This is a genomic window from bacterium, from assembly GCA_035295165.1.
Classification (GTDB): Bacteria; Sysuimicrobiota; Sysuimicrobiia; order Sysuimicrobiales; family Segetimicrobiaceae; genus JAJPIA01.
Map to the genome: position 1 here is coordinate 1 of DATGJN010000054.1, position 23,211 is coordinate 23,211.

The window sequence follows — 23,211 nt, forward strand, 5'->3', positions numbered from 1 at the left end:
TTGCGCCACCGGCGCGGACGCGCTAACCGACGGACGCGCGCTGCGAACTGATTGCGGTTCCGGAGGCATGGTCATGCTCGCACCTGATTTTTCCGTAGCCTGCTAGACGACCATGGGCGGCTCGGCGATCTCTCGCGGCGATGCCGGTCACGGCCTCGAGCGTCGGAGCCACTACGTGGGCGGGCCCGACGAACTCGCGGCCCTCCGTGTAAGATCACCGCAACCGGCGTCGATCGCCCGCTTCCCCGAGAAGCGCGTTCAGCCGCCGTTCGCCCGGCGGTCAGGCTCATCCCGCCGAGCGGGGTGACGTGATGTGCGCCGTTGCTCGCGGACGCGATGATCAACCAAGAGCGCTGTGCACCGACGGGACTGCGACTTCCGCGAACCCGAGGCCTATCCCGCCGCCCCCGGCTGACCGATCCCCTCGAGAGCACCGGGCGCGGTCTCAATATTTGGGAGGCGCATGAAGGATCGATCCACCGATCCGCCGTCGTCGCCATCGATCTCCAAGGAGTCTTAAGGGAGCCTGGTGCTAAGGAGACGCTCCGATCATCCGTTCGGTTGCTGCAAAATGGAACGCGCGACGCCTTGTTGGTGTTCCGATTTGGAACGAAATCTTGCTTCTCGTTGACTGCGGCTTTCCTCCACGCGCACCATGATGTTGAACGTCTATTTGAGAAAAAAGGGGGGGGCAAAGTGTCAACCTTTGCGGCAGAGCTCATCGGCACGATGGTGCTGATCATTCTAGGTGACGGCGTCGTGGCCGGTGTGGTACTCAACAAGACGAAATCCCAGAACAGCGGATGGATCGTCATCACGGCGGGGTGGGGACTGGCCGTCGCAATCGCCGTGTACGCGGTCGGGCGCATCAGCGGCGCCCACATCAACCCTGCCGTGACGATCGGCCTCGCGTCGATCGGGTTGTTCCCGTGGTCCCAGGTGCCGATGTATATCCTCGCGCAGATGATCGGCGCGTTCCTTGGCGGGGTCATCGTCTACCTGGCCTATCTGCCCCACTGGCCGGTCACTGAGAACGCCGACCTGAAGCTCGCGGTCTTCTCGACCGCTCCGGCGATTCGCAACTACGGCGCAAACCTCGTCACGGAGATCATCGGCGCGTTCGTGCTCGTGTTCGGCGTGCTCGCCATCGTCGGCAACTTCAGCGCGGGTGTCATGACGGACACCCCGCTGCGCACGGCGTTCGCCACCGCGTTTCCGCCCCTGCTCGTAGGGTTGCTCGTGTGGGCCATCGGCCTGTCGCTCGGCGGGCCGACCGGGTACGCGATCAATCCCGCGCGCGACCTGGGGCCGCGCATCGCGCACGCGGTACTTCCAATCCCCGGCAAGCGCGACTCGGATTGGAGCTACAGCTGGGTACCCATCGTCGGTCCGATCATCGGCGGTGTGCTCGGCGCGCTCTTCTATCACGCGATGTTCCACTGACCGGATAGGAACTAACCGGCGAATCCGCGGGGAGTGGCCGGGCTCCGGCCGGCGAAGCACGGGAGTTGCTCCACAAACTAGGGTCAAGTCGATCGAGTGGAGGGGCTGTGATGGCGAAGTACGCAGCGGCTGTGGACCAGGGGACCACCAGCACGCGCTTCATGATTTTCACCGAAAAGGGCGAGGTCGTCGCCGTTGACCAGAAAGAGCACGAGCAGATCTACCCCAAGCCAGGCTGGGTGGAGCACGACCCCGTGGAGATCTGGCAACGCACCCAAGAGGTCATCAAGGGCGGGCTGGCCAAGGGCAAGATCTCGGCGAAGGACCTCACCGGGGTCGGCATCACGAACCAGCGTGAAACGGCGGTCGTGTGGGACAAGAAGACCGGCAAGCCCGTCTATAACGCGATCGTGTGGCAGGACACTCGGACCGACACGATCTGCAACGAGCTGGCCAAGGACGGCGGTCAGGATCGCTTCCGTTCCAAGGTCGGCCTGCCGCTGGCGACCTACTTCTCAGGCCCGAAGATCAAGTGGATCCTCGACAACGTTCAGGGCGTCCGCGCGTCGGCGGAGCGCGGCGACGCCGTCTTCGGCAACATCGACACCTTTGTGATCTGGTGGCTCACCGGCGGACCGAACGGCGGCCTGCACATGACCGACGTGACCAACGCCAGCCGGACGATGTTGATGAACCTGGAGACGCTTGACTGGGATCCGGAGATCCTGCGCATCATGGGCATACCGAAAGCGATGCTGCCCGAGATCCGGGCATCGAGCGACGTCTACGGCCCGGCAAAGGGCGACCTCGCCGGGATCCCCGTCGCGGGAGATCTGGGGGACCAGCAGGCGGCGTTGTTCGGGCAGACCTGCTTCGGCGTCGGCGAGGCGAAGAATACCTACGGCACCGGCTGCTTTATGCTGCTCAACACCGGTGAAAAGGCGATCCAGTCGAAGTCCGGCCTGCTCACCACGCTCGGGTACCGCATCGGCAAGCAGAAGCCAGTGTACGCGCTGGAAGGCTCCATCGCCATCACCGGGGCGCTCGTGCAGTGGCTCCGCGACAACCTTTCGATGATCGCGAAGTCCGCGGACGTCGAAGCGCTCGCCAAGACGGTCGACGACAACGGCGGCGTCTATTTTGTCCCGGCGTTTTCGGGGCTGTTCGCCCCGTACTGGAAGAGCGACGCCCGCGGCGTGATCGCCGGGCTGACCCGCTACGCCAACAAGGGCCACCTCGCGCGCGCGGCGTTGGAGGCCACGGCGTTCCAGACGCGTGAAGTGCTCGACGCGATGAACAAGGACTCCGGCGTGAAGCTGACCGCGCTCAAAGTGGACGGAGGCATGGTGTTCAACGACCTGCTCATGCAGTTCCAGGCGGACATCCTGGGGGTGCCGGTGATCCGCCCCAAGGTCGCCGAGACCACCGCGCTGGGCGCGGCGTACGCCGCCGGGTTGGCGACGGGGCTGTGGTCCAACGTCGAGGGCCTGCGCGCCAACTGGGCCCGGGACAAGGAGTGGCACGCGCAGATGCCCGCGGACAAGCGCGAGCAGCTGTACAAGACATGGCTGAAGGCTGTCACCAGAACGTTCGATTGGGTGAACGCGTAGACGCGAGGCCGAGAGGATCCCTCGAGGGGGGACCACGATGAAGAAGCTCATCAACAAGCCAGAAGATCTCGTCAAGGAAGAGTTGCAGGGCATCGCGGCGGCGCATTCCGATCTCGTCAAGGTCCACTACGATCCCAACTACATCGTCCGGGCCGACGCGCCGGTCAAAGGGAAGGTGGCGCTCCTCTCGGGCGGCGGATCGGGGCACGAGCCGATGCACGGGGGCTTCGTCGGGCGCGGGATGCTCGACGCCGCCTGCCCGGGCGCGGTGTTCACGTCCCCCACGCCCGACCAGATGCTCGAGGCGACGAAGGCCGTGAACGGCGGGGCCGGCGTCGTGCACATCGTCAAGAACTACACGGGGGACATCCTGAACTTCGAGATGGCGGCCGACCTCGCCCGATCGGAGGGCATCGAGGTCGAGGCCGTGGTGACGAACGACGACGTGGCGGTACAGGATAGCCTTTACACCGCAGGCCGGCGCGGTGTCGGGGTGACGGTCCTGGTGGAGAAGCTGTGCGGGGCGGCAGCCGAGGAGCGCCGTCCCCTCAAAGCGGTGGCCGACCTGGCCCGCAAAGTCAACGCGCAGGGGCGCACCATGGGGATGGCCCTCACCTCGTGCACGGTGCCGGCGGCGGGCAAGCCGACCTTCGATCTCGGCGAGGACGAGATGGAGATCGGCATCGGCATCCACGGCGAACCAGGCCGCACGCGCATGAAGTTGAAGACCGCCGCGGAGATCACGGCGTTGCTCGCCGGGCCGGTGCTCGACGACCTGCCGTTCAAAACGGGGGACCAGGTCCTGGCGTTCGTGAACGGCATGGGCGGCACGCCGCTGATCGAGCTGTACGTTGTGTATAATGAGTTGACGAAGATCTGCGCCGGGCGCGGGATCAAGATCACGCGGAACCTCATCGGGTCATACATTACGTCCCTGGAGATGGCGGGGACTTCGATCACCCTGCTGCGTCTGGACAACGACCTCACCAAGCTCTGGGACGCCCCGGTGAAGACGCCTGGCTTGCGATGGGGTACCTGAGGGTTCCGGTCCGGAGGGTAGAGAGCGTGTCGATTTCACGCGACGCCGTGCTCGATTGGATCAAAGCGTACGCCGCGGCGATCACGACGTCCAAGGACTACCTGACCAAGCTCGACGCGGACATCGGTGACGGCGACCACGGGACGAACATGGATCGCGGCTTTCAGAGCGTCCTGGCGAAGTTGCCGAGCGTTGCCGACAAGGACATCGGCACCATCTTCAAGACGGTGGGAATGACGCTGGTGTCCACTGTCGGCGGCGCCGGCGGCCCGCTGTACGGGACGCTGTTCATTCAAATGGGGACCGCCGTGGCGGGCAAGATGGAGCTGACCCTGGCAGACTGGGCGGCGGCGGTGCAGGCGGGCGTCAACGGCGTCGTCATGCGTGGCAAGGCCAACCTCGGGGACAAGACCATGGTCGACGCATTGACCCCGGCCGCCGCGTCGCTGAAGAACGCCGCCGCCAACGGGGTGGCGTTCAACGAGGCGCTGCAGGAAGCGGAACACGCGGCGGCGGAAGGCATGATCGCCACGATCCCGCTTGTCGCGCGCAAGGGACGGGCGAGTTACCTCGGGGAGCGCAGCGCCGGCCATCAAGACCCCGGGGCGACCTCGTCGCACATGTTGCTCAAGACCGCCGCGGACACGTGGGCTCGCGCGGGTTGAACGTGCGTGGGCGGGACCCCAACCTCGCCCGCCCCGGATATGCAGTCCGACGGCGTGGAGCACCCACTCCACGCCGTCGGACTGCGGACGGACCGTGATCGGACTCGTTATCGTCTCCCATAGCGCCCAACTCGCCGACGGCGTCGCGGAGCTCGCGCGCGGTGTCGCTGGTCCCGACGTGCGTATTGCGGCGACGGGCGGGCTCGAACTCCCGGGACATCCTCTGGGCACGGACGCACAGCTGGTCGCCCGGGCGATCGAGCAGGTCTATTCCGACGACGGCGTGCTGGTGCTCATGGATCTGGGAAGCGCCGTGCTGAGCGCGGAGATGGCGCTGGAACAAGTTCCCCCAGAGCGCCGCGCGCATATCCTGCTCTGCGACGCACCGTTGGTCGAGGGTGCGGTGGCCGCCGCCGTGCAGGCACGCCTCGGCAGCACGCTCGAGCAGGTGGCCGCCGAGGCGCTCGGTTCACTGGCTCCCAAAAGCGCGCAGTTGGCGCCGTCGACACCGGCGCGCGATGTCGACGGGGTACGCCCCGGCGCGGCGCCGGTCGCGACCACGGTAGCTCCGCTCCGCGTGACGGTCGGGAATCGTCTCGGGTTACACGCGCGCCCCGCCGCGCGGTTCGTGCAAACCGCCAGCCGCTACAACGCCGAGATCCAGGTGCGCAATCTCACCGCAGGGCGCGGCCCGGTAAACGCCAAGAGCGTCAATGCGGTTGCAACGCTGGGAGCCCGCCAGGGACACGAGATCGAGGTGGCCGCGAGCGGCGCCGACGCTCAGGCTGCTCTCGACGCGATCCGAGCGCTCTCCGAGGTGAACTTCGGGGACGCGTCAGGCGCCGAGACGTCGCTGGCGACGCCCGGAAGCGGCGTGGCGAGATCGCCCGCGCCGTCTTCGGACGCTGCGGCCCTCGCGGGACTAGCCGCGTCTCCGGGAGTGGCGGTCGGCCCGGCACGCCTTTTCCGCTCCCCCCTGCCGCCGATCAGCGCGACGCCCGCGGGCGATCCCCAGCACGAGTGGGAGCGCCTCATCGCCGCTCTCGGAACGACGCGCGCGCAGCTTCAGCGCATCCGAGATGACGTCGCCGCGCGCGCCGACCCCGACGCCGCGGCGATCTTCGACGTCCACGTGCTCTTTCTCGACGACCAGGCCCTGCTGGACCCCGCTCGCCGAGCGATCTTCGACGACCACCTCAGCGCCGAGGCGGCGTGGGCGCGGGCGACCGAGGAGATCGTCGCCGCCTATCGCGCGCTCGACGACGAATACCAGCGGGCGCGGGCGGGGGACGTGACCGACGTGGGCGACCGCGTCATCCGTAACCTGCTCGGCGAGACGCAGGCTCCGCCGACGATGCGCGCGCCCGGTATCCTGGTCGCGGCCGAACTCACCCCGGCGGATGCCGCGCGTCTCGACCCGGCGCTTGCCCTTGGCATCTGCACGGCGTTTGGCTCGCCGACGGCGCACAGCGCCATCCTGGCGCGAACGTTGGGCATTCCGGCCGTGGTCGGGTTGGGGCCGCGCATCTTGGACGTCCCGGACGGAACGCTGATCATCGTGGATGGCGCCGAGGGGCGCGTCTGGGTGGCCCCCGAGCCCGCCATGGTCGCCGAGTATCAGGGCCGCGTCGCGACGGCGCGCGCTGCGGAAGCGACGGCCCGTGTTCCCGCGGGCCGCGTGGCCACGCGGGACGGGCACCGGGTCGAAGTCGTCGCGAACATCGGCTCACTCGCGGACGCCAAGGCCGCGGTGACCGCGGGTGCCGAGGGGGTCGGGCTGTTCCGCACCGAGTTTCTCTTCCTCGACCAACGCACCGCGCCGGACGAGGAGACGCAGGTCTCGACCTACCGGGCCGCGGCGCTGGCACTCGGGGGCCGTCCGCTGATCATCCGGACGCTCGACGCCGGCGGCGACAAGCCGCTGCCGTACCTGAACCTGAGGGCGGAAGCCAACCCGTTCTTGGGCTGGCGGGCGATCCGGCTGTCCCTGGCCCACCCGGAACTGTTCAAAACGCAGTGCCGCGCGATCATCCGGGTGGCGGCCGAGTTCCCGGTGAAGGTGATGTTCCCCATGATCGCCACCCTGGGAGAGATCCGGTCCGCCCGCGCACTCCTCGACGAAGCGCGTGAGGAGGTCCGGCGCCGCGGTCAGGGCGTTCCACGGACGATGGAAACCGGGATCATGCTGGAGGTGCCGGCCGCGGCGGTGCGTGCGTCCACGTTCGCCCCGTGCGTCGACTTCTTCTCGGTCGGCACGAACGATCTGACCCAATACACGATGGCCGCCGAGCGGGGCAACGAGCGGGTAGCGGCCCTGGCCGACGCACTCCAGCCGGCCGTGTTGCAACTCATCGGCCAGGCGGTCGATGCCGCGCACGCATGCGGCAAGTGGGTCGGGGTGTGCGGCGAGCTCGCGGGAGACCCGGCTGCCGTGCCGGTACTGGTGGGGCTCGGCGTCGACGAATTGAGCATGAGCCCCCCGGCCATCCCGCGCGTCCGAGAGACCATCGTCGGATTGGACTATGCGGCCTGTCGCAGGCTCGCACAGGCGGTACTCACGCTGGATGCGGCCGATGAGGTGCGGACCCACCTGCGTCGCTGGAGCGCGGCCGGCGCATCGTAACCCGCGCCCGCACGGACCCGCAGCCGGTTCACGGGCAGGTCTAGCGGGTCACCACCACAAGCGTCAACACGAGGCTGTACAAGAACATCGCACCCCCGAGCACCGTCAGGCCGAGGCTGAGCCTGCGCTCTGCGTCTCCAGACACGCCCAGGTCGATCAGGATGGCTCTGAGGCCGGCAAACGCGTGGAAGATGACCGTAGCGGCGAACACCGTCTCCACCACGAACGCGACCGGATTGCGGAGGTATGCGACCACCTCGCGGTAGCCGAGAATCCCCTGCTGGCCGGAAAAGTGCTGGGCGGCCATGTGGAGCGTGACGAGCACGACCAAAACGATGCCCGATGCCGCCTGCAATATCCAGGCCCAGGAGGAATATCCCCGCGATCCGGTGAGCACGGACACATCCTTCATGACGGCAGCACCCTGAATATCCGCAGCGCGCAGTAGGCCAGGACGAGCGCGCCGGTCGTCATCAGGCTCCAGAACACGGTCTTCTGCCGGGGCACGCCGACGTTGATGGCCAGAAGCGACAGCCGGATTCCGTTCAGTCCGTGATAGAGCAGCGCCGCGAGCAACAGGATATCGAACGCCAGAAACGGCGGTGTGCGAAACAGCCGCATGGTGCCGTCCCAGGCGCCCTCGCCGAGATAGAGGGCGCTGATCGCCGCGAAGTGCACGAAGAGATACAGTGTCAGCAGCAGCCCCGTGATCCGGTTCAGCACGAACGCCCACATACCGAGACGCCGCCGGCGCGCGTCGAACCAGCCCGCCACCTCTGCCCACCTCACCGGCTGCTCACGTTCGCTTCGTATCACGGTCGCCTCCCGACGGAGCGGCCAATGCCCCCCGCCCGAACAACCTCTTGATGCGCTCACGAATCAGCCTGGCCCGGAGCGCCATGATCGCCCCGGCAGGATTCACGTCAGACGGGCAGACCTCGGTGCACTCGAACGCGGAGTGGCACTGCCACACGCCGTGCTCACCGTCCAGCAACCGGAGCAGGGACGGGACGTCGGCCTCCCGAGGCTCGGCGATCACCCGCTCCGCGGCCGCGAGGGCGGCGGGGCCGAGATAGTGCGGGCTCGCAAGCATCACCGGGCAGGCCGAGAGACACAGCCCGCACTCGATGCAGTTCTCAAACCGGTGGAAATCGCCGGGTTCGCCGAACGGCTCCGCGCGACGGATCAGGGGCATGCCGACCTGCTGCATCCGCTTGAACAGCGGGGCCGGATCCACCACGAGATCGCCGAGGACGGGGAACGAGCGGAGCGGTTCGATCGTCAAGGTGCCGCCGTCGGTGGTGACATCCTGGACGGTTGTGACACAGGGCAGCTTCTCCACCCCGTTCACTCGCAACCCGCAGGACCCGCAGGAAGCGTGATGGCACGCGTGCCGGAACGCGAGCGTGCGGTCCTGACGCGCCCAAATGACCTCGATGCCATCCAGCACCGTTTCGTCCGGCCGGATCTCCACGGTGAACGTGTCGTGGCGGGTTGCGGACCCATTTCCGGTCGTCCTGGAGATCCGATACCGGACCCGCCAGGTCATGATGTCGCCTGCGCATAGAATTCGCGAGACGACGCCAGCACCGTCTCGCGGGTCAAACACGGAGCCGTCACACCCAGCGCGCGGCACACGACGTCCGCGGTCTTCTCGGCCATTGCCCGCGCCGTCGTCATCTTGCCGCCCGTGATCGTGACAAAGCCGTGCACCGAGTCGCGCGTGTGGTCGAAACACTCGAACGTACGGCTCAGCTCGCGTCCGCTGGTACCGGCCGCACCGATGAGCGGCCTTGCCACGGCAAAAGCGCCGTTCATGTGCGCCCGGCGGAGCACCGGGAGGAGTTCCGCCCCTTTCTCGAGCATCAGGCGGACGTGGTCCTGCGGCACGGGGATGTAGTCCGCATGCTCCACGGGCCACGAGGTGGTGCCGATGATGGAAGTCCGCCGCTGAGGCAGGACGATATCGCCGTCGGCGGGTTTGTTGAGCCGGTTGATGACCATGTTGCACACCCGCATGTCCATGGAGACCATGACGCCCGGGGTGGGGTTGACCGGAACCGAGATCCCGGCCATGGCGGCGACGTCGGACGCCCAAGCGCCGGTCGCGTTGACGACCATGTCGCTCTCGATCTGATAGATGCGATTGCGCAAGCGATCCCGTACCCGCACACCCCGGATCGTGCCCCGGCCGTCGCTAAGCAACTCTACGACTTCCGTGTACGGATGGACTTCAGCACCGTTGCGCATGGCCGTGGCCAGCAGGCGCAGGCAGAATCGGAAGGCCTCGAATGTGCCGTCGGGCACACGAACCGCCGCCAGGAGGCCGGGGTTGAGGTTCGGCTCGAGGGCGAGCGCCTGCTCGCGGGTCAACTCCTCGTACGGGATGCCGCACGCGGCGCACGCGGTGAGAAACGGCTCTTTGTAGGCGAGGTCGGCGTCGCTGAGGGCGACAAACAACCCATCGTTCAATTCGAGGCCATCGGGCATGATCCGGCGCAGGATCATGTTTTCCTGGATGCATTCGACGGCGGCCTCGTGGTCCCTCACGCAATAGCGGCCGCCGCTGTGCAGCACGCAATGACATCGTCCGGTGGTACCCGAGCCAATCTCGCCGCGTTCGACTACGACGACCTTGCAGCCGCGGAGGGCCAGATCGTGAGCGGTCGCCGCGCCGGTGGAACCCGCCCCGATGACTACCACGATGCGCCCGTTATGCGCCACGAATCCCCAGCCCGCAGGGAACCACGATCCCCTGATCAGCGGTGATTAACTTCCTCACGCAGACCCGATCTTCCTGCCGAAGCTGGCCCGTGCGGGCACGCGGTCCGGCCGAAGCCGTGACCGTCGTCGTCCTAGTTTTCGATTTGGGGGCCGCTCTCTGGCCCTTGCGCGGGCGGTCGTGGGCTCGGGGTTTCTGTCGGAGGCCCGCTGTCGGCGCTGTAGGGAGGGACGAGACGGTCGTACGACTCGCGCATCAGCGGGGAAGAGACCATGAAGTCCGCCGACGCCCTGTTGCACGCGACCGGCACGTTCCACACGACGGCGACGCGGAGCAGCGCGCGCACGTCCGGATCGTGTGGCAGCGGTTCGAGCGGATCCCAGAAGAAGATCAGGAAGTCAATCCCACCGCGCGAGATCCGGGCGCCGATCTCGAGGTCGCCGCCGAGCGGCCCGCTGTGGAACGTGGTGACCGGAAGTCCTAGCTCGTCCGAGATCATGCGCCCCGTGGTGCGCGTTGCGTACAGGCGATGCCGTTCGAGCGACCCGCGATTGAACCGCATCCAGTCGACCAGGTCGGCCTTCTTGTTGTCGTGCGCGATACACGCTATGCGCTTCTCGCGGCCCATGCGAACCCGGTTGTACGTTTCCACGTCCGCACCTCTTGGCCAGGACTTCCATTCCTGCCCCTGGAGTCCTTCCATCGCTGGCGACGAGGACTGCGATGAGACCGTGGCAACGCGTCCGCACCGCCCCGCGCGAAGCGGTTGTGGTTGGGCGGGGCGCGGCGCCGACTTCAGTGCGGTGGCGTACGTATGCTACAATGAGTCCTGGCCGAGACGCCCCCGGGGGTTCCCCAGGGGCGTCTCGCCGTTCGGCACCGAGGAGGTGAGGTCGATGCGCCCCCGCGGGGCGACCCCGGACGACGCCGCCGCCATCGCCCGAATCTACAACGAGGGCATCGAGGACCGGGTCGCGACCTTCGAAACGCGACCCCGCTCGCCGCAGGACGTGGCGGCGTGGTTCGACGGGATCCACCCCATCGTGGTCATCGAGGACGGCGGGACGATCGTGGCGTTCGCGTCGACGTCCACCTACCGCCCGCGAGAGTGCTATGCGGGAATCGCCGAGTTCTCAGTCTACGTCGCGCGCAGCGTGCGGGGGCGCGGTGCCGGACGTGCGGCGATGGAGGCGCTGATCGACGCGGCCGAACGCGCCGGGTTTTGGAAGCTGGTGTCCCGCGTGTTCACCGAGAACACCGGGAGCCTCGCGCTGCTTCGCGCGGTGGGCTTTCGCGAAGTCGGCACATACGAGAAGCACGCCCAACTCGACGGCGTCTGGAAGGACGTCGTCATCGTCGAGCGGCTAATTCCCGCGAACCTAAGCGGTGGCGGTTCGCCGTCCCGCGTCTAGCCCGCGACCCGCCGGCCAGACCCTACCCGTCGTTGGCCGTCTTCACGACGCCCGCTCGCAGAACGCCGGGTGTGCATCCTTGCGGTGGGCGTGCTCGACATGCTCGGTTCAGATGTCCGCGACGTCCTCGACAGTGTGCGCCGTGAATTCGGCGTGGCGCGGGGACGTGCTCTGCGGCACGCGCACCGCCTCCTTCAAAGGTTCCGGCCTCGGTTGCGTCCACGATGCCGGGTGACGCACGCTGAGGCGCGGAGCGGCGGCTACGGAATTGCTTGGGTGATCTTGCTCATTTCCTCCTTCGTGAACGCGCGCATGCTGAGCCCCCGCACGTTGCCGAGCTTCCCCAGCCCGAGCGCGAGGCTGCTGAACACCGTGTCGTTCGGCGCCTCGATGATCGCGACGATGTCGTGCGGGCCCATGGTCCAGACGAGTTGGTGCACCTTGCACCCCATCTTCTCAGCGCCCGCCATGAACGCCTCCCCTCGCTTGACGCTGTCCTTCACGTCCCGAGCCCCTTGATCGGTCCAGTTCGCAAGCGTGACGTACAGCGGCATCCCGTCTCCCTCCTTGTCGTTGAACGCACAAGCCCCAGATGGCGTGCGCCTACTGGGGCCTAGACGTCAGGTACGAAGAGAATCGGCATCAGAGTTCGCGGCGTGAGCCGCCACTCCTGTCTGGGCGCTCCCTATCTCAGTCCGTACGCGACGACCGTGTGTCCGGCGCCGACGTAGACCCGGCCCCCGGCCACCGCCGGCGTAATGAACTGGTGCGCGCCACTGAGCGCATCCGCGCCGGACGACGCATACACCTCCGCTCCGGTCAGCCCGTTCAACGCGTGGAGCACGCCCTCCCCGCTGTCCACGACCCACACGAGCCCGCCGTCCGCGCCGGCGCTCGACACCGCGGGCGCCCCCGCGTTACGCATGGACCCGCTGCACCACGCAACGTCAAACCCAGGGGCGGCGCCCAGTTTGAGCGCGGCGACGCCCCCGGTCCCACGGCACGGCGACGGCTGGCTGCCGCGGCCCGGAACGAGCACGAACCGCCCGCCGACGCCCGCGTCCCAGTACGCCGCGGAAGAGAACACCTGCGGACCGCCTCCCTGGCACGAGCCGAAAACGCAACGGCTGTAGACGGCCTCGCCGGAGATCCCGTTGCCCTTGGAGACGCCGCCCATATTGTCGGCGTTGATCAGATACGCCACGCCCTGTTTGCCGGCGATGAACACGAGGTGTGGCACCGGGCCCGGCTGAGGCGGCAGCAGGAGCGGGGCCGTCGACCCCAGGTCGGTGTCGCGGTCGTTCAGCGCGACGAAATTGCTCGGCACGAAGTAGTCCTGCGCCGCGCCGGAGAAGCGCAGCGCCGGTTGGGTCTCCAGCCGGATCACGGCATTCCCGAAATCCACCGGCCCTTCAGAATCGCTATTCCCGGTCGACGCGTAGAGCCTGCCGGAGGCGTCCACCGCGATTCCCCCGGCGGCCCAGATCGCGCCCATGCGACCGGTAGGCACGGCGTACGATTGCTGGTGCGCCGGGTCGCCCGCGGGCACGCCGACGACCCACCCGTGGTACTGCGCGCAGTCTCCCCAGTACCCGCCGAACGGCACGTAGACGACGCCCCGCACCAGCGCGAGCGCGCCCCGCTGTTGCTGCGTCCCCGGATCGAACCGCCGGCCGCCCGACGGCGGCGGCGCGATCGTCGCCGGCCACCCGGGGCGCATCCGACCGGTCGCCAGATCGAGCGCCGCCGCCTTGTACACCTTCGTCTGACCGCCGTCCGGCGTGGTGAGCCCGACTACGTACAATGTCGACGCGGCGCGATCAATAACGGGCGTGCTGGTAATGCCTACCGGATCGATGTTGCCGCAGGGCAGCGACGCGCGTGACACCGGCGCGCCGAGCGACACGGGGCCCCACGCGACCTTGCCGGCGGCGGCGTCGAACGCGTAGACGAGGTCGCGCTCAGTCACGACGTAGACGAGGGTCCGCGGGACGGCGCCGGCGACCACGACGCCGGATACCACGAGGGGCTCGGCGTAGATCTCGCCGTCGGTGGAGCTGGTCCAGAGCTTCCCGAAGCGCCCGCCGCGGACGGTGTCGGGAGTCAACGTCCGCTCGGCCGCGTTCCACCCAGTGCGGGCGAAATCGCCGTGGAACGTGAGCACGTTCGACGCGCCGGGAGCCGGCGCCGGAGCAGCATCCGGCGGCCCGGTGAGAAGCACCGCCGCGAGCAGGAAGATGGCGAAGCACATGGTATGCCACAGGGACCGTGTCCTCATGCGACACCTCCGGGAGGGTACGGGCACCATGAATCCGCGCGGCTCCGGCATCGCCTGAACCGGCCGGCCGAGGGGATCACAGGACCAGGGCGATGGCGCGACAACCATTGGTCTCCGACACGCATCCGCTGCCCGCGAGGGCGCCGGGCCGGTTTGGGCACGCGGGCGTCGCGTTCGTCCAGGCGATCGAAGGGCTTTGGAACCACGGCGACCTGTTTTCCGGCGCCGCGATCAGCTTCTACGCGCTCTTCTCGCTGCTGCCGCTTGTGATCCTGTTCGCGCTCGTTCTGAACCTCGCCTTCCCGCACGCGCACCCCGATCGGATCCTCTCGCGTCTGCTCGGCGGCGCGCAACATCCCGACATCCTGGCCCTCACCGTGCAGGACGCCTACGATCACCGGGGGTCGCTCGGCTGGTTCGGGAGCCTCACCCTGATCTTGGCCGCCACGGGCGTGTTCGGCGCCATTCAGGTCGCGCTAGACCGCGTGTTCGAGTGTCACGGCCGGTTTCTGCCGACCCGGCTCGCCGTGGGCGTGCTCATGATGGTGGGGTCACTGGTGATCTTCCTCGGCGCGATGATCTCCACGGTCCTGACGCTCCGGGTCATCCGGGAGGCCGGGCTGGCGCCGCTGCTCGGGATCCCCGTCGATCCCCGCCGCGGCGGCGGGCGGGCCGTGCTGACGGTCTTCCCCGCCGTGGCGCAGTTTGGGATCTTTTGGGTTGGCTATCGGTTTCTGCCCAACGTGCCGCTGCGCTGGCGCGAAGCGTGGCCGGGCGCCGCGATCGCCACGGTGCTCTGGCAGATTACGAGCTACTGTCTCGGCTTGTACATCGGGCGCGTCGCGGACTACACCACGCTCTACCACTCGCTCAGCGTGATCGTCGCGCTCCTCGCGTGGATCTACGCGCTCGCGTGCACCTTCCTGTTCGGCGCCGAGTTCGTCGCCGCGTATGCGCCCAGGCGGTCGGTGCCGCGGCAGCTGCGCACGGGGGGTATCCCGATCCCCGGGGAGGGAGATCCGGCGTCCCGGTGAACTACCCAGGCGCGGGCGCGACCACGTGCCCGCGCGAGGAGGCTCGCATGCGTATCGCGCTGTGCCAGTTGATCTCGTCCGCCCACAAGGCGGAGAACCTCGAGGCCGCGCGGCTGGCGATTCGGGAGGCCAAGCGAAAGGGCGCGGACGTCGCGCTGCTGCCCGAGGTGTTCATGGCATTCCTCGCGCCGCAAAGCTCCGTTGCCACGGCCGACGTCGCGGAATCGGCAGACGGGCCGTTCGTATCCGCGCTCGCCGCGGAGGCACGCGCCCAGCGGCTCTACGTCGGCTGCGGGATCTACGAGACCGCGCCCGGCGAACGCAGCCGCGCCCACAACACGACGGTGCTCCTCGGCCCGGACGGGGACCTCCTGCTGAGGTACCGTAAAACGCACCTCTATGACGCGTTCGGCTACCGGGAGTCCGACCGGATCGTCCCCGGCACCGAGCCTCCTGGGGTGGTACGCACCCCGCTCGGAACGTTCGGGCTGCTCGTGTGCTACGAGCTGCGGTTCCCGGAGCTGACCCGCATGGTCGCGCTCGCCGGCGCCGACGTGCTGCTGCTCCCCGCCGCGTGGGTGGCCGGAGCGCTCAAAGAGTACCACTGGGTCACGCTGCTCGCCGCGCGCGCGATCGAGAATACGATCTTCGTGGCCGCCGCGGATCAGGTCGGCACGATCTGCGCGGGGCGCAGCCGGCTCGTCGACCCGATGGGCGTCACGCTCGTCGATGCCGGGGAAGAAGCGGGCGTGGTCGTCGGCGAGGTCGACCTCGAACGGATCGCGCGAGTGCGGGAGAAGCTGCCGGCGCTTCAGCACCGGCGCGAAGGACTGTATGCGCCGCGCGAGGTCTCCGCGCGGCGGTAGCCGGCCGGTCACGATCGCACGCTGAGTAGTGGCGGGGCCGGCCGCACGAACGTGCGGCCGGCCCCGGCGTTCTTGGACGAACGGATGCCTGCGAGCTCCGGTGCGGCCCGCCCTAGCCGCGGGCCGCGGCCTTGACTCCCCCGTAGACGGGCGTGAGCCAATGCCGATAGTGGGGCACGCGTCCTTCCGCCACCGAGAAGTACGTCTCTTGCAGCCGCCTCGTCACCGGGCCCGGCTTCCCTGTTCCGACCGGGTAGTGGTCCACCGAGGTAATCGGGGTAACCTCCGCGCCGCTGCCGCAGAAGAACGCCTCGTCGGCGATGTACATCTCCGTGCGGTCGATCTCCCGCTCCTGGACCGGAATCTTGAGGACGTCCCGCGCGAGCTCGAGGATCGTGTCGCGCGTGATCGATTCGAGAATGTTGGATGTGATCGGCGGCGTCACGAGCGCGCCGTTCCGGACCATCGCAAGGCACGCCCCGGGGCCTTCGGACACTTTGCCGCGCTCGTTCAACAGAATCGGCTGCCCGGTGAAACCGTTCAGGCGCGCCTCCACCGACGCAAGCCGCCCCTGATGGTAGTTGGCCCCCGCCTTGACACGCGGCGGGACGTTGGTGTCAGCAATCCGCGTCCACGTACTGATGCACGTGTCCACGCCCGTCTCGACTTCTTCGCCGTGCGGCGAGAGCCGGGGCAGAATGAATCCGCCGATCCGCCCCTCGCTGGGCGGCCACGTCCGTCCTTCCCCTTCGCCGACGTACAGAGTCAGCCGGAACCACACCGTGCCCTCGAAGCGGTTGGCGCGCAACACCTCGATCTCCGCGCGCGTCAGTTCCTCCGGCGACCACGGAATGGGCATGCGCATGATCTTCGCGGAGTTCCGCAGACGCGCCATGTGTTCGTCGTTGCGGAAGATGTACAGCTCGCGTTCGTCGCCGTTCCAGTAGGCGCGGACGCCCTCGAACACGTTGGCGCCGCGCAGCACGGTCGCGGTCGACACGTGCACCGTGGCGCGTTCCCAGGGAACGACCGCGCCATCGAACCAGACCCACTCGGGATGTCCCGCCATGCCCCACACGCTCCTCCGCCGGCCGCGCCGGCCGTCGCTCGTGACGGTTCCTTCGCTCCGCTGCGCCCGAATCCTCGTTGGGCCGGGCATGGCCCACGGACACGAGGCGCTACCGCGGCGTCTTCCGCGGCGGCGATGCGGCGCCGAGGGGCTGCGGTGTACTCAGGATGCCGGCCCACAGATCGCCGACGTGCGCGAGCCGGTCGAACACGGTCGCGATCGTCCATCGCAGCGGATCCACGCCCGTGCGAAGCTCATCCCACGTCACGGGAACACTCACCGTCGCCTCCGGCACGGGGCGGAGGCTGTACACGCTGGCGATCGTTTTGCCACGGACGTTCTGGTTGTAGTCGAGGAACACTTTGCCGACGCGCTCCGGAACGGCCCAGGCCGTGGTGAGGCGCTCGGGGTGGTGCCGCACCAGCCACGTCGCCAGCGTCTTCGCGAAGGCGTGGGTCTGCGCGTACGTGTAGCGCCGCGCGATGGGAACGAACACGTGGATCCCGGTCTTGCCGGACGTCTTCACAAACGACCGCAGGCCGAGCGCCCCCAGTGCCTCGTCGACCCACAACGCCGCTTCCCGCGCCGCCTCGAATCCGTGCCGAGTGTACTCGGGATCCAGCTCCCCATGCCGCCGCTCCGGCCCCTTCCCCGGCGGGTAGATGAACGGATCGATGTCGAACGCGACAAAATCGGGATAGTTGAGCACGCTGCGCTCGAGTGCCACTTCCTCGCCGGAGAACGTTGTGGTCGGGCGCGCGCGTCCACGTCCCGGCACCGGGGTCGTGCGCGAGAACCACGCGTGCATCTCGATGCAGCCCAGTTGCGCGAGCCACAAGAGCGTGGCCTCATCCGCCCCGACGACCGCGTCGATGTCCCGGTGTCCCTGGTCGGACCAGATTCGCGCCGTTCGGACGAACGCTGGCGCGTCGGGCACGTCCTTCTGAAAGAAGTCGTCGCCGGCGATCCCGTTGGGGAATCTCCGCAGAGCCAGGGGCCGATCCCTGAGGTGCGGCAGCAGGTGGGGAGCGATTCGCCGGTAGTAGTCGATCACATCGCCCTTTGTGAATCCCGATCCCGGGAAGAAGACTTTGTCGAGGTTGGTAAAGGTCAGCCCCGCTGGGATCGCGGCCGCGCCGTCGCGCGTCCGTGCGCGCCGCTCGGGTCGGGACGCCGCCGGACGCCCGCGGCCTCCGAGGGCGGCGTCCATGGCTTCCTCGTCCGGCGCGGCCCGGGACGTCAGCACGTCCTGAGGTCGCATGTCGTCCCGTACCTTGACGAAAACCGGAAACCGCAGCATCCCGTCGGTCGTCCACCCGCCGTGCGACACCTCGACGACAACCTGGGGGCGCACCCAGGTCGGCGGGGCCAGCGGCCGGGGCCGCGTCGCGAACGGGCACGTCCGCGTCACGAGCGGCTCAAGTCGATGCTTGAGCGCGCGCATGTCGGCGTCGGTCAACCCGCCTCCGACCTGCCCCACCGGAACCAGCCGGCCCGACGTGGGATCGTGCTGGCCGAGCACGAGCGCACCGAACACGCGCGACCGCTGTCCTTTTCCCCGCGTGAACCCGCCGACGACGGCGTCGATCGTCGCTCGCACCTTGACCTTCTGCCAATCCGGGCTGCGCACTCCCGGCCGGTACGGACTCGCCGCGCGCTTCCCGACGATCCCCTCCAGCCCGTGGCCGCGCGCCGCCTCGAACAGCGCCAACCCGTGGCCCTCCACCACGTCGGTACGCAGCAGGCCCTGCGGAAGCGCAAGCGCGTCGAGCGACCGGCGCCGCTCGGAGAGCGGTGCCCCGCGGAGGTCGCGCCCGTTCAGGTAGAGACAGTCGAAGACGGCGTAGACGATCCCGATGCCGCTGGCCCGGCCGTCCGACGTGGGATCCACGTGCAACCGCTGCTGAAGCCGCGCGAAGCTCGACCGGCCGTCCTCGTCCGGCGCGATGATCTCGCCGTCGAGCACCACGCTTTCGACGTCCAGCCGGGACAACGCGTCGACGATCTCGGGGAACTGGGCGTTGAGGCGGCGCAGCGTACGGCTGGAGAGCCCGACTTCCCGAACGGCCCCGCGCCGCCGCACGTACGCAAGCGCGCGCACGCCGTCCCACTTGACTTCGAAGATCCAGCCGGGCCGGTCGAACGGCTCGGCGGCGGCCTGCGCGCGCATCGGCGCGAACGGAGCAGGGAACGGGTCGGCGCCCTCGTCTTCGCCCGCGCTGCCGCGCTTGGACGCGCCGCCGCGACGGGGGGTCCCCGGGCTGGTCGCCTCGGGCGGCACGGCCGGCTCCCACCGCTCGCCCGCATCGGCCGCGATCTCCTCGATGGCCCGGCCGCTCTTCACCGACCGCGTCCCGAGCGGTGAGTACGGAGACACCGCGAACCTGTCCTTTCCTTTGAACAGCAGCCAGTCGCGGCCGGCGTTCCGTTTCGTGCGGACAAAATGAAACTCGCCGCGCATCTTCTCCCCGAAGCAGTCCAGGGTCAGCTTGCCCGCACGGAACCCCGCCGCCGGGTCGCCCTCCCGGCATGTGTATGTGCCGCGGTCCCACAACATGACCGAGCCGGCGCCGTAGTTTCCGGGCGGGATCACGCCCTCGAACTCCCCGTACTCGATCGGATGGTCCTCGACCAGCACGGCCAGGCGCTTGTCGGCCGGATCGAGCGACGGCCCTTTGGGCACCGCCCATGACCGGAGCACGCCTTCCATCTCGAGACGGAGGTCCCAGTGCCGCCGGGTGGCGTGATGCTCTTGGACGACGAAGTGCGGCCCGGCGGCCTCCGGGCGCTCAGCCGCGGCCTCCCCGCGGGGTTCCGGCGTCTCGTCGAATCGGCGTTTCCCGTGGTACTCCCTAAGTCCCATCGGTCAGCTCCATCAGCCGGCGTGCGTACGCGACCGCCTCCGGGCCGGTCTCGTGCGTGAAGTAGCAGAACACCGGCCGCAGGCTGGCGTGTTCCCCGAGGTGGTCCGCCCACGTCCGCAGCTGCTCCTCGGTGTACTGCAACCGGTGCAGGCGATAGTAGCCGAACGGCGCGGTGTGCACGAGGGGCTCGCAACCGTTCTCGTCCTCGGCCACGCACAGCGCGACCCGATGCGTCCGCAGCAGCGCGTACGTCGCCTCATCGTGCCAGCTCGCGTGGCGGAACTCGACGGCCGCGTACGGCAGCGGCGGCAACGCGACCAGGAACCGCTCGAGCACCGCGAGGTCGCGCCGGAACGAAGGCGGGAGCTGGAACAGCACCGGGCCGAGCCGCTTCCCCAGTTCGCCGGCGCGTTCGGCCAGCCAGCGCAGGTCGTCGTCCACGTCGCGAAGACGCTTCTGGTGCGTGATCCGCCGGTGCGCCTTGATCGCGAAGCGGAACCCCGCGGGCGTCTGCGCCTGCCACGCCGCGAGCATCGCCGAGGTGGGCATCCGGTAGAACGACACGTTGATCTCGACCGTCGGCAGCGCCGTCGCGTAGTGCGAGAGAAGACGATCGTTCGCGAGATCGGACGGGTAGAATCCGCCTTTCCACTCGGGGAACGCAAATCCCGACGTGCCGGCCAAGATGCGCCGTGAGGCGCCGGCTCCGCTGTCCGCTCCGGGCGTCTGTGCCCCTGGAGTTCCGTCCCGCATCGTCTGCCTCCCTGGCGCTCGGCGTTACCCCTCGGTTCGCAGCAGCAGCCCCATCTCGCGCGCGATATGCATCACCCACGCGAACACCGCCACGGCGATCGCCAGCAACACCATGTTGGTCGCCGCGGCCCACCCCACGTGCGCCCACGGGACCGGTCTGCCGCCGAGCACCGCCCGCATGCCCTCGAACGCGTGCGTCGTGGGCAGCAGCCAGGCGATCCGCTGGACCGCGGGCGGGAGGACGGAGACGGGGTAAAACACCGCCGAGAACGGTTGGAACAGAAACGCCACGGCCCAGGCGAGCACTTCGGCCCCCTGGCCGAAGCGCAGCAGGAGCGCCGTCGTGATGATGCCCATCCCCCACGCCGCAAGAATGAGGTTCAGAATGAACGGCAGGAGCGGGAGCCCGTAGTGGAAGATATTGAACGAGTACAAGAGGAGAGCGAGCGCGGCCAGGAGCGTCCCGATGATGGCGATCTTCATCACGCCGAGCAGCATCGTGGCGCAGAGAAACTCCACCGTGCTCATCGGACTCACGAACACGTTCACCAAGTTGCGCGTCCAAACGTCCTCCAGAAACGACACGGAGATCGCCTGCTGCACGCGGAAGAAGATGTCCCACAGGATCATCCCGCCGAGCAGGAACGCCACGGCCGCGGCGCCGCCACCCCGGAGGCGCCCGACATAGACGCTGAGGAAGCCCCACACCAGGAGATCCATCACGGGCCAATACACGAGCTCGAGCGACCGGAGCAGGCTCCGCCGGTACAAGAACAGCTGCCGCTCGAGCAGCGCCGCGATCCGGCCCGCGCTCAGGCCCGGGCGGAACGGGGCCACGTCGGCGGCGAGAAGGTCGTCCGACGCCCGCGGGGCGATGCTCATGGCGTCCACGCGCTCGATGCGTCCTCTCGCGCCAAATCGAGAAACATGTGCTCCAGCGTGTCGCGCTCGAATCGTCGGAGCACGTCGCCCGGCGGTCCGTCCGCGAGCAGGCGGCCGCGATGAAGAAACAGGATGCGGTCGCTCAACCGCTCGACCTCCTGCATATTGTGGGAGGTGTAGAAGATGGTCATGCCGCGTTCCTGCCGGATCTCCTTGAGGACCGAGCGTACCCGCTCCGCGCCATCGGGATCCAGGCTCGCCGTCGGCTCGTCGAGGAAGAGCACGTCGGGATCGTTGAGCAGGGCCTTCACCAGGCCAAGCCGCGTCCCTTCGCCGGAGGACAATCGGCCGGCCGTGCGGTTGCGCATCTGGGTGAGCCCGAACCGATCCAAGAGACGCTCGATACGCGCGGACGCTCCGCGCACGCCGTACAGCCGCGCAAACACGACCAGGTTCTCGCCGACCGTGAGGTTCCCCGGCAGCGAGACGTACGGGGAGGTGAAGTTGACGCGGGACAGGATGCGCTGGCGATCCTCTGGCATCGGCAGACCCAGGATCTCCACGCGTCCGCGCGTGGGGGTGAGCAAGCCCAGCAACATCCCGAGCGTCGTCGTCTTCCCGGCGCCGTTCGGACCGAGAAAACCGACGATCTCCCCGCGCGCGACCGCGAATGAGAGATCGTCCACGACGGCGAGGGCGCCGTAACGCTTCGTCAGGTGCTGAGCGACGATCGCGGGACCGGGCGGGCGGCGTGTCACGGCAGCATTATACACCGCCGCCCCCGCGGCCCGTCGGAGGGCCGCGCGCTTCTGTTACAATCGCGATCGGCCTTTCGTACGACTACGATCTCCCGTATAATACGGGTACTGTACGGCCAGCGGCTTACCACGGCTCGCACTGAGGCGCTCCATTGACGAACAGCCTGGACGGCCTGGCTACTATTGCGTTTCGCGCGGTCACGAAGCATTATCCGAACGCGACGCGGCCCGCCGTGGACGCGGTGTCGTTCGACGTACGGCCGGGCAGCATCTGCATGCTGGTCGGCACATCGGGATCCGGCAAGACGACCCTCCTCCGCATGGTGAACCGGTTGATCGAGCCGACGTCCGGCGAGCTGTTGATCGGCGACCGCAACATCCTCGACGAGGACCCGATTACCCTGCGCCGGCGGATCGGGTATGTGATCCAGCAGGCCGGCCTGTTCCCTCACATGACCGTCGCCGAGAACGTGCGCGTCACACCGGAGATCGCCGGGTGGCCGCGCCCGCGTCTCGACGGCCGCGTGGACACGCTCCTGACGCTCGTCGGCCTCGCCCCCACCGAGTACCGCGGTCGTTATCCGCGCGAACTCTCCGGCGGCGAGCAGCAGCGCGTGGGGATCGCCCGGGCGCTTGCCGCGGATCCCGAGATTCTCTTGATGGACGAACCGTTCGGCGCGCTCGATGCGATCACGCGCGGCCGCATGCAGCAGGAACTGCTCCGCATTCAGCACGGCGTGCGCAAGACGATCTTGTTCGTCACCCACGACGTCGAGGAAGCGCTTCGTCTCGGCGACCAGATCGTGGTGCTCTCCGCGGGCAGGTTGGTCCAGTCCGCCACCCCGATCGAGATCCTGGCCCGGCCGGCGGACGACTTCGTCCGCCGGTTGGTCGGAGCCGACAACGTCGTGCGTCAGCTGGAGTACCTGCCCGTGTCGGTCGCGCTCGACCCAGACGCGACGCCGCCCGCCGCGACGATTCCCGTTGTCCCCGCGACGTCGCTCCTCGACGCGATGCTGACGCTGCTCGACACCGGTGCGGCCGCGCTCGCCGTCCAGCCGGCGGCGGGGGCACCGCCCGCCGGCTACGTCACGCCGCGGAGCATCATCCGGCAGATCGCCGCGACCCGTCCGGGGAACCCCATCGGCGCTCCGGCCCAGCAGGCCCCGGTGGGCGCCCGGCCGCGGTAAGCA

21 protein-coding genes are annotated in these 23,211 nt (G+C 68.5%); 9 read left to right on the forward strand and 12 right to left on the reverse strand.

The genetic code is table 11. The features are described 5' to 3' along the window. Positions 1-696: 696 nt before the first annotated feature. The 5 genes from VKZ50_08140 to ptsP all read left to right on the forward strand — a co-directional run bounded on the left by VKZ50_08140 (position 697) and on the right by ptsP (position 7,380). Positions 697-1,443 carry an MIP/aquaporin family protein gene (locus tag VKZ50_08140; protein ID HLJ59686.1) on the forward strand — a complete coding sequence of 249 codons (747 nt, stop codon included), beginning with the start codon at positions 697-699 and terminating at the stop codon, positions 1,441-1,443. A gap of 110 nt (positions 1,444-1,553) precedes the next feature. After that, on the forward strand, positions 1,554-3,053 hold the full coding sequence (gene glpK / locus VKZ50_08145) for a glycerol kinase GlpK (GenBank protein HLJ59687.1): 1,500 nt from the start codon (positions 1,554-1,556) through the stop codon (positions 3,051-3,053). A gap of 37 nt (positions 3,054-3,090) precedes the next feature. Next, positions 3,091-4,092 (forward strand): dihydroxyacetone kinase subunit DhaK, encoded by a 1,002-nt coding sequence (gene dhaK, locus VKZ50_08150; protein HLJ59688.1) that lies wholly within the window; start codon positions 3,091-3,093, stop codon positions 4,090-4,092. Between the two features lie 26 nt (positions 4,093-4,118). Next, positions 4,119-4,757, forward strand: a complete 639-nt coding sequence (gene dhaL / locus VKZ50_08155; GenBank protein HLJ59689.1) for a dihydroxyacetone kinase subunit DhaL — start codon at positions 4,119-4,121, stop codon at positions 4,755-4,757. A gap of 94 nt (positions 4,758-4,851) precedes the next feature. Continuing rightward, a complete protein-coding gene (gene ptsP, locus VKZ50_08160) occupies positions 4,852-7,380 on the forward strand; it encodes a phosphoenolpyruvate--protein phosphotransferase (protein ID HLJ59690.1) in 2,529 nt (842 codons plus the stop codon). A gap of 40 nt (positions 7,381-7,420) precedes the next feature. On the opposite strand, the gene VKZ50_08165 is transcribed toward ptsP, so the two are convergent. The 5 genes from VKZ50_08165 to VKZ50_08185 all read right to left on the reverse strand — a co-directional run bounded on the left by VKZ50_08165 (position 7,421) and on the right by VKZ50_08185 (position 10,730). Then, the gene (locus VKZ50_08165) at positions 7,421-7,792 is read right to left on the reverse strand and encodes a hypothetical protein (protein HLJ59691.1); all 372 of its coding nucleotides are present in this window, start codon (positions 7,790-7,792) and stop codon (positions 7,421-7,423) included. Next, positions 7,789-8,154 (reverse strand): succinate dehydrogenase, cytochrome b556 subunit, encoded by a 366-nt coding sequence (sdhC, locus tag VKZ50_08170; protein HLJ59692.1) that lies wholly within the window; start codon positions 8,152-8,154, stop codon positions 7,789-7,791. Before sdhC ends, VKZ50_08165 begins: the two co-directional genes overlap by 4 nt. Before the next feature lie 22 nt (positions 8,155-8,176). Beyond that, on the reverse strand, positions 8,177-8,929 hold the full coding sequence (locus VKZ50_08175) for a succinate dehydrogenase/fumarate reductase iron-sulfur subunit (GenBank protein HLJ59693.1): 753 nt from the start codon (positions 8,927-8,929) through the stop codon (positions 8,177-8,179). Beyond that, the gene (locus VKZ50_08180; protein ID HLJ59694.1) at positions 8,926-10,104 is read right to left on the reverse strand and encodes an FAD-dependent oxidoreductase; all 1,179 of its coding nucleotides are present in this window, start codon (positions 10,102-10,104) and stop codon (positions 8,926-8,928) included. Before VKZ50_08180 ends, VKZ50_08175 begins: the two co-directional genes overlap by 4 nt. A gap of 131 nt (positions 10,105-10,235) precedes the next feature. After that, complete coding sequence (locus tag VKZ50_08185) at positions 10,236-10,730, reverse strand: methylglyoxal synthase (GenBank protein ID HLJ59695.1); 495 nt, start codon at positions 10,728-10,730, stop codon at positions 10,236-10,238. Positions 10,731-10,998: 268 nt separating this feature from the next. Here VKZ50_08185 and VKZ50_08190 point away from each other — a divergent pair, with 268 nt between their 5' ends. Next, positions 10,999-11,514 carry an arsinothricin resistance N-acetyltransferase ArsN1 family A gene (locus VKZ50_08190; protein ID HLJ59696.1) on the forward strand — a complete coding sequence of 172 codons (516 nt, stop codon included), beginning with the start codon at positions 10,999-11,001 and terminating at the stop codon, positions 11,512-11,514. Between the two features lie 260 nt (positions 11,515-11,774). Here the strand turns inward: VKZ50_08190 and VKZ50_08195 are convergent, their stop codons facing one another. Both VKZ50_08195 and VKZ50_08200 read right to left on the reverse strand, forming a co-directional pair. After that, the gene (locus tag VKZ50_08195) at positions 11,775-12,068 is read right to left on the reverse strand and encodes a GYD domain-containing protein (protein HLJ59697.1); all 294 of its coding nucleotides are present in this window, start codon (positions 12,066-12,068) and stop codon (positions 11,775-11,777) included. 131 nt (positions 12,069-12,199) lie between these two features. After that, positions 12,200-13,792 (reverse strand): hypothetical protein, encoded by a 1,593-nt coding sequence (locus VKZ50_08200; GenBank protein HLJ59698.1) that lies wholly within the window; start codon positions 13,790-13,792, stop codon positions 12,200-12,202. 92 nt (positions 13,793-13,884) lie between these two features. Here VKZ50_08200 and VKZ50_08205 point away from each other — a divergent pair, with 92 nt between their 5' ends. Together VKZ50_08205 and VKZ50_08210 are read left to right on the forward strand one after the other, a co-directional pair. Then, positions 13,885-14,826: a YihY/virulence factor BrkB family protein gene (locus VKZ50_08205; protein HLJ59699.1), complete on the forward strand. Its 942-nt coding sequence runs from the start codon at positions 13,885-13,887 to the stop codon at positions 14,824-14,826. 47 nt (positions 14,827-14,873) lie between these two features. Continuing rightward, complete coding sequence (locus VKZ50_08210) at positions 14,874-15,692, forward strand: carbon-nitrogen hydrolase family protein (GenBank protein HLJ59700.1); 819 nt, start codon at positions 14,874-14,876, stop codon at positions 15,690-15,692. A 112-nt stretch (positions 15,693-15,804) separates the two neighbouring features. Here the strand turns inward: VKZ50_08210 and VKZ50_08215 are convergent, their stop codons facing one another. The 5 genes from VKZ50_08215 to VKZ50_08235 form a co-directional block, all read right to left on the reverse strand. Continuing rightward, on the reverse strand, positions 15,805-16,761 hold the full coding sequence (locus tag VKZ50_08215) for a branched-chain amino acid transaminase (GenBank protein ID HLJ59701.1): 957 nt from the start codon (positions 16,759-16,761) through the stop codon (positions 15,805-15,807). Positions 16,762-16,870: 109 nt separating this feature from the next. Further along, positions 16,871-19,624, reverse strand: a complete 2,754-nt coding sequence (gene ligD, locus VKZ50_08220; protein ID HLJ59702.1) for a non-homologous end-joining DNA ligase — start codon at positions 19,622-19,624, stop codon at positions 16,871-16,873. Continuing rightward, positions 19,614-20,378, reverse strand: a complete 765-nt coding sequence (locus VKZ50_08225) for a DUF72 domain-containing protein (GenBank protein ID HLJ59703.1) — start codon at positions 20,376-20,378, stop codon at positions 19,614-19,616. Before VKZ50_08225 ends, ligD begins: the two co-directional genes overlap by 11 nt. Positions 20,379-20,402: 24 nt before the next feature. Continuing rightward, positions 20,403-21,260, reverse strand: coding sequence for an ABC transporter permease (locus VKZ50_08230; protein ID HLJ59704.1), 858 nt, complete (start codon positions 21,258-21,260; stop codon positions 20,403-20,405). Beyond that, positions 21,257-22,033, reverse strand: coding sequence for an ABC transporter ATP-binding protein (locus VKZ50_08235; GenBank protein ID HLJ59705.1), 777 nt, complete (start codon positions 22,031-22,033; stop codon positions 21,257-21,259). The genes VKZ50_08230 and VKZ50_08235 overlap by 4 nt, the downstream gene beginning before the upstream one ends. Positions 22,034-22,170: 137 nt before the next feature. Here VKZ50_08235 and VKZ50_08240 point away from each other — a divergent pair, with 137 nt between their 5' ends. Continuing rightward, complete coding sequence (locus VKZ50_08240; protein ID HLJ59706.1) at positions 22,171-23,208, forward strand: ABC transporter ATP-binding protein; 1,038 nt, start codon at positions 22,171-22,173, stop codon at positions 23,206-23,208. Positions 23,209-23,211: the final 3 nt, after the last annotated feature.

Coding starts and splice junctions, on each gene's coding strand:
- glpK (HLJ59687.1), top strand. CDS start 1,554: ATGGCGAAGTACGCAGCGGCTGTGGACCAGGGGACCACCAGCACGCGC.
- VKZ50_08185 (HLJ59695.1), bottom strand. CDS start 10,730: ATGGGCCGCGAGAAGCGCATAGCGTGTATCGCGCACGACAACAAGAAG.
- dhaK (HLJ59688.1), top strand. CDS start 3,091: ATGAAGAAGCTCATCAACAAGCCAGAAGATCTCGTCAAGGAAGAGTTG.
- VKZ50_08195 (HLJ59697.1), bottom strand. CDS start 12,068: ATGCCGCTGTACGTCACGCTTGCGAACTGGACCGATCAAGGGGCTCGG.
- VKZ50_08190 (HLJ59696.1), top strand. CDS start 10,999: ATGCGCCCCCGCGGGGCGACCCCGGACGACGCCGCCGCCATCGCCCGA.
- VKZ50_08215 (HLJ59701.1), bottom strand. CDS start 16,761: ATGGCGGGACATCCCGAGTGGGTCTGGTTCGATGGCGCGGTCGTTCCC.
- VKZ50_08205 (HLJ59699.1), top strand. CDS start 13,885: ATGGCGCGACAACCATTGGTCTCCGACACGCATCCGCTGCCCGCGAGG.
- ligD (HLJ59702.1), bottom strand. CDS start 19,624: ATGGGACTTAGGGAGTACCACGGGAAACGCCGATTCGACGAGACGCCG.
- VKZ50_08210 (HLJ59700.1), top strand. CDS start 14,874: ATGCGTATCGCGCTGTGCCAGTTGATCTCGTCCGCCCACAAGGCGGAG.
- VKZ50_08225 (HLJ59703.1), bottom strand. CDS start 20,378: ATGCGGGACGGAACTCCAGGGGCACAGACGCCCGGAGCGGACAGCGGA.
- VKZ50_08165 (HLJ59691.1), bottom strand. CDS start 7,792: ATGAAGGATGTGTCCGTGCTCACCGGATCGCGGGGATATTCCTCCTGG.
- VKZ50_08230 (HLJ59704.1), bottom strand. CDS start 21,260: ATGAGCATCGCCCCGCGGGCGTCGGACGACCTTCTCGCCGCCGACGTG.
- VKZ50_08200 (HLJ59698.1), bottom strand. CDS start 13,792: ATGAGGACACGGTCCCTGTGGCATACCATGTGCTTCGCCATCTTCCTG.
- VKZ50_08175 (HLJ59693.1), bottom strand. CDS start 8,929: ATGACCTGGCGGGTCCGGTATCGGATCTCCAGGACGACCGGAAATGGG.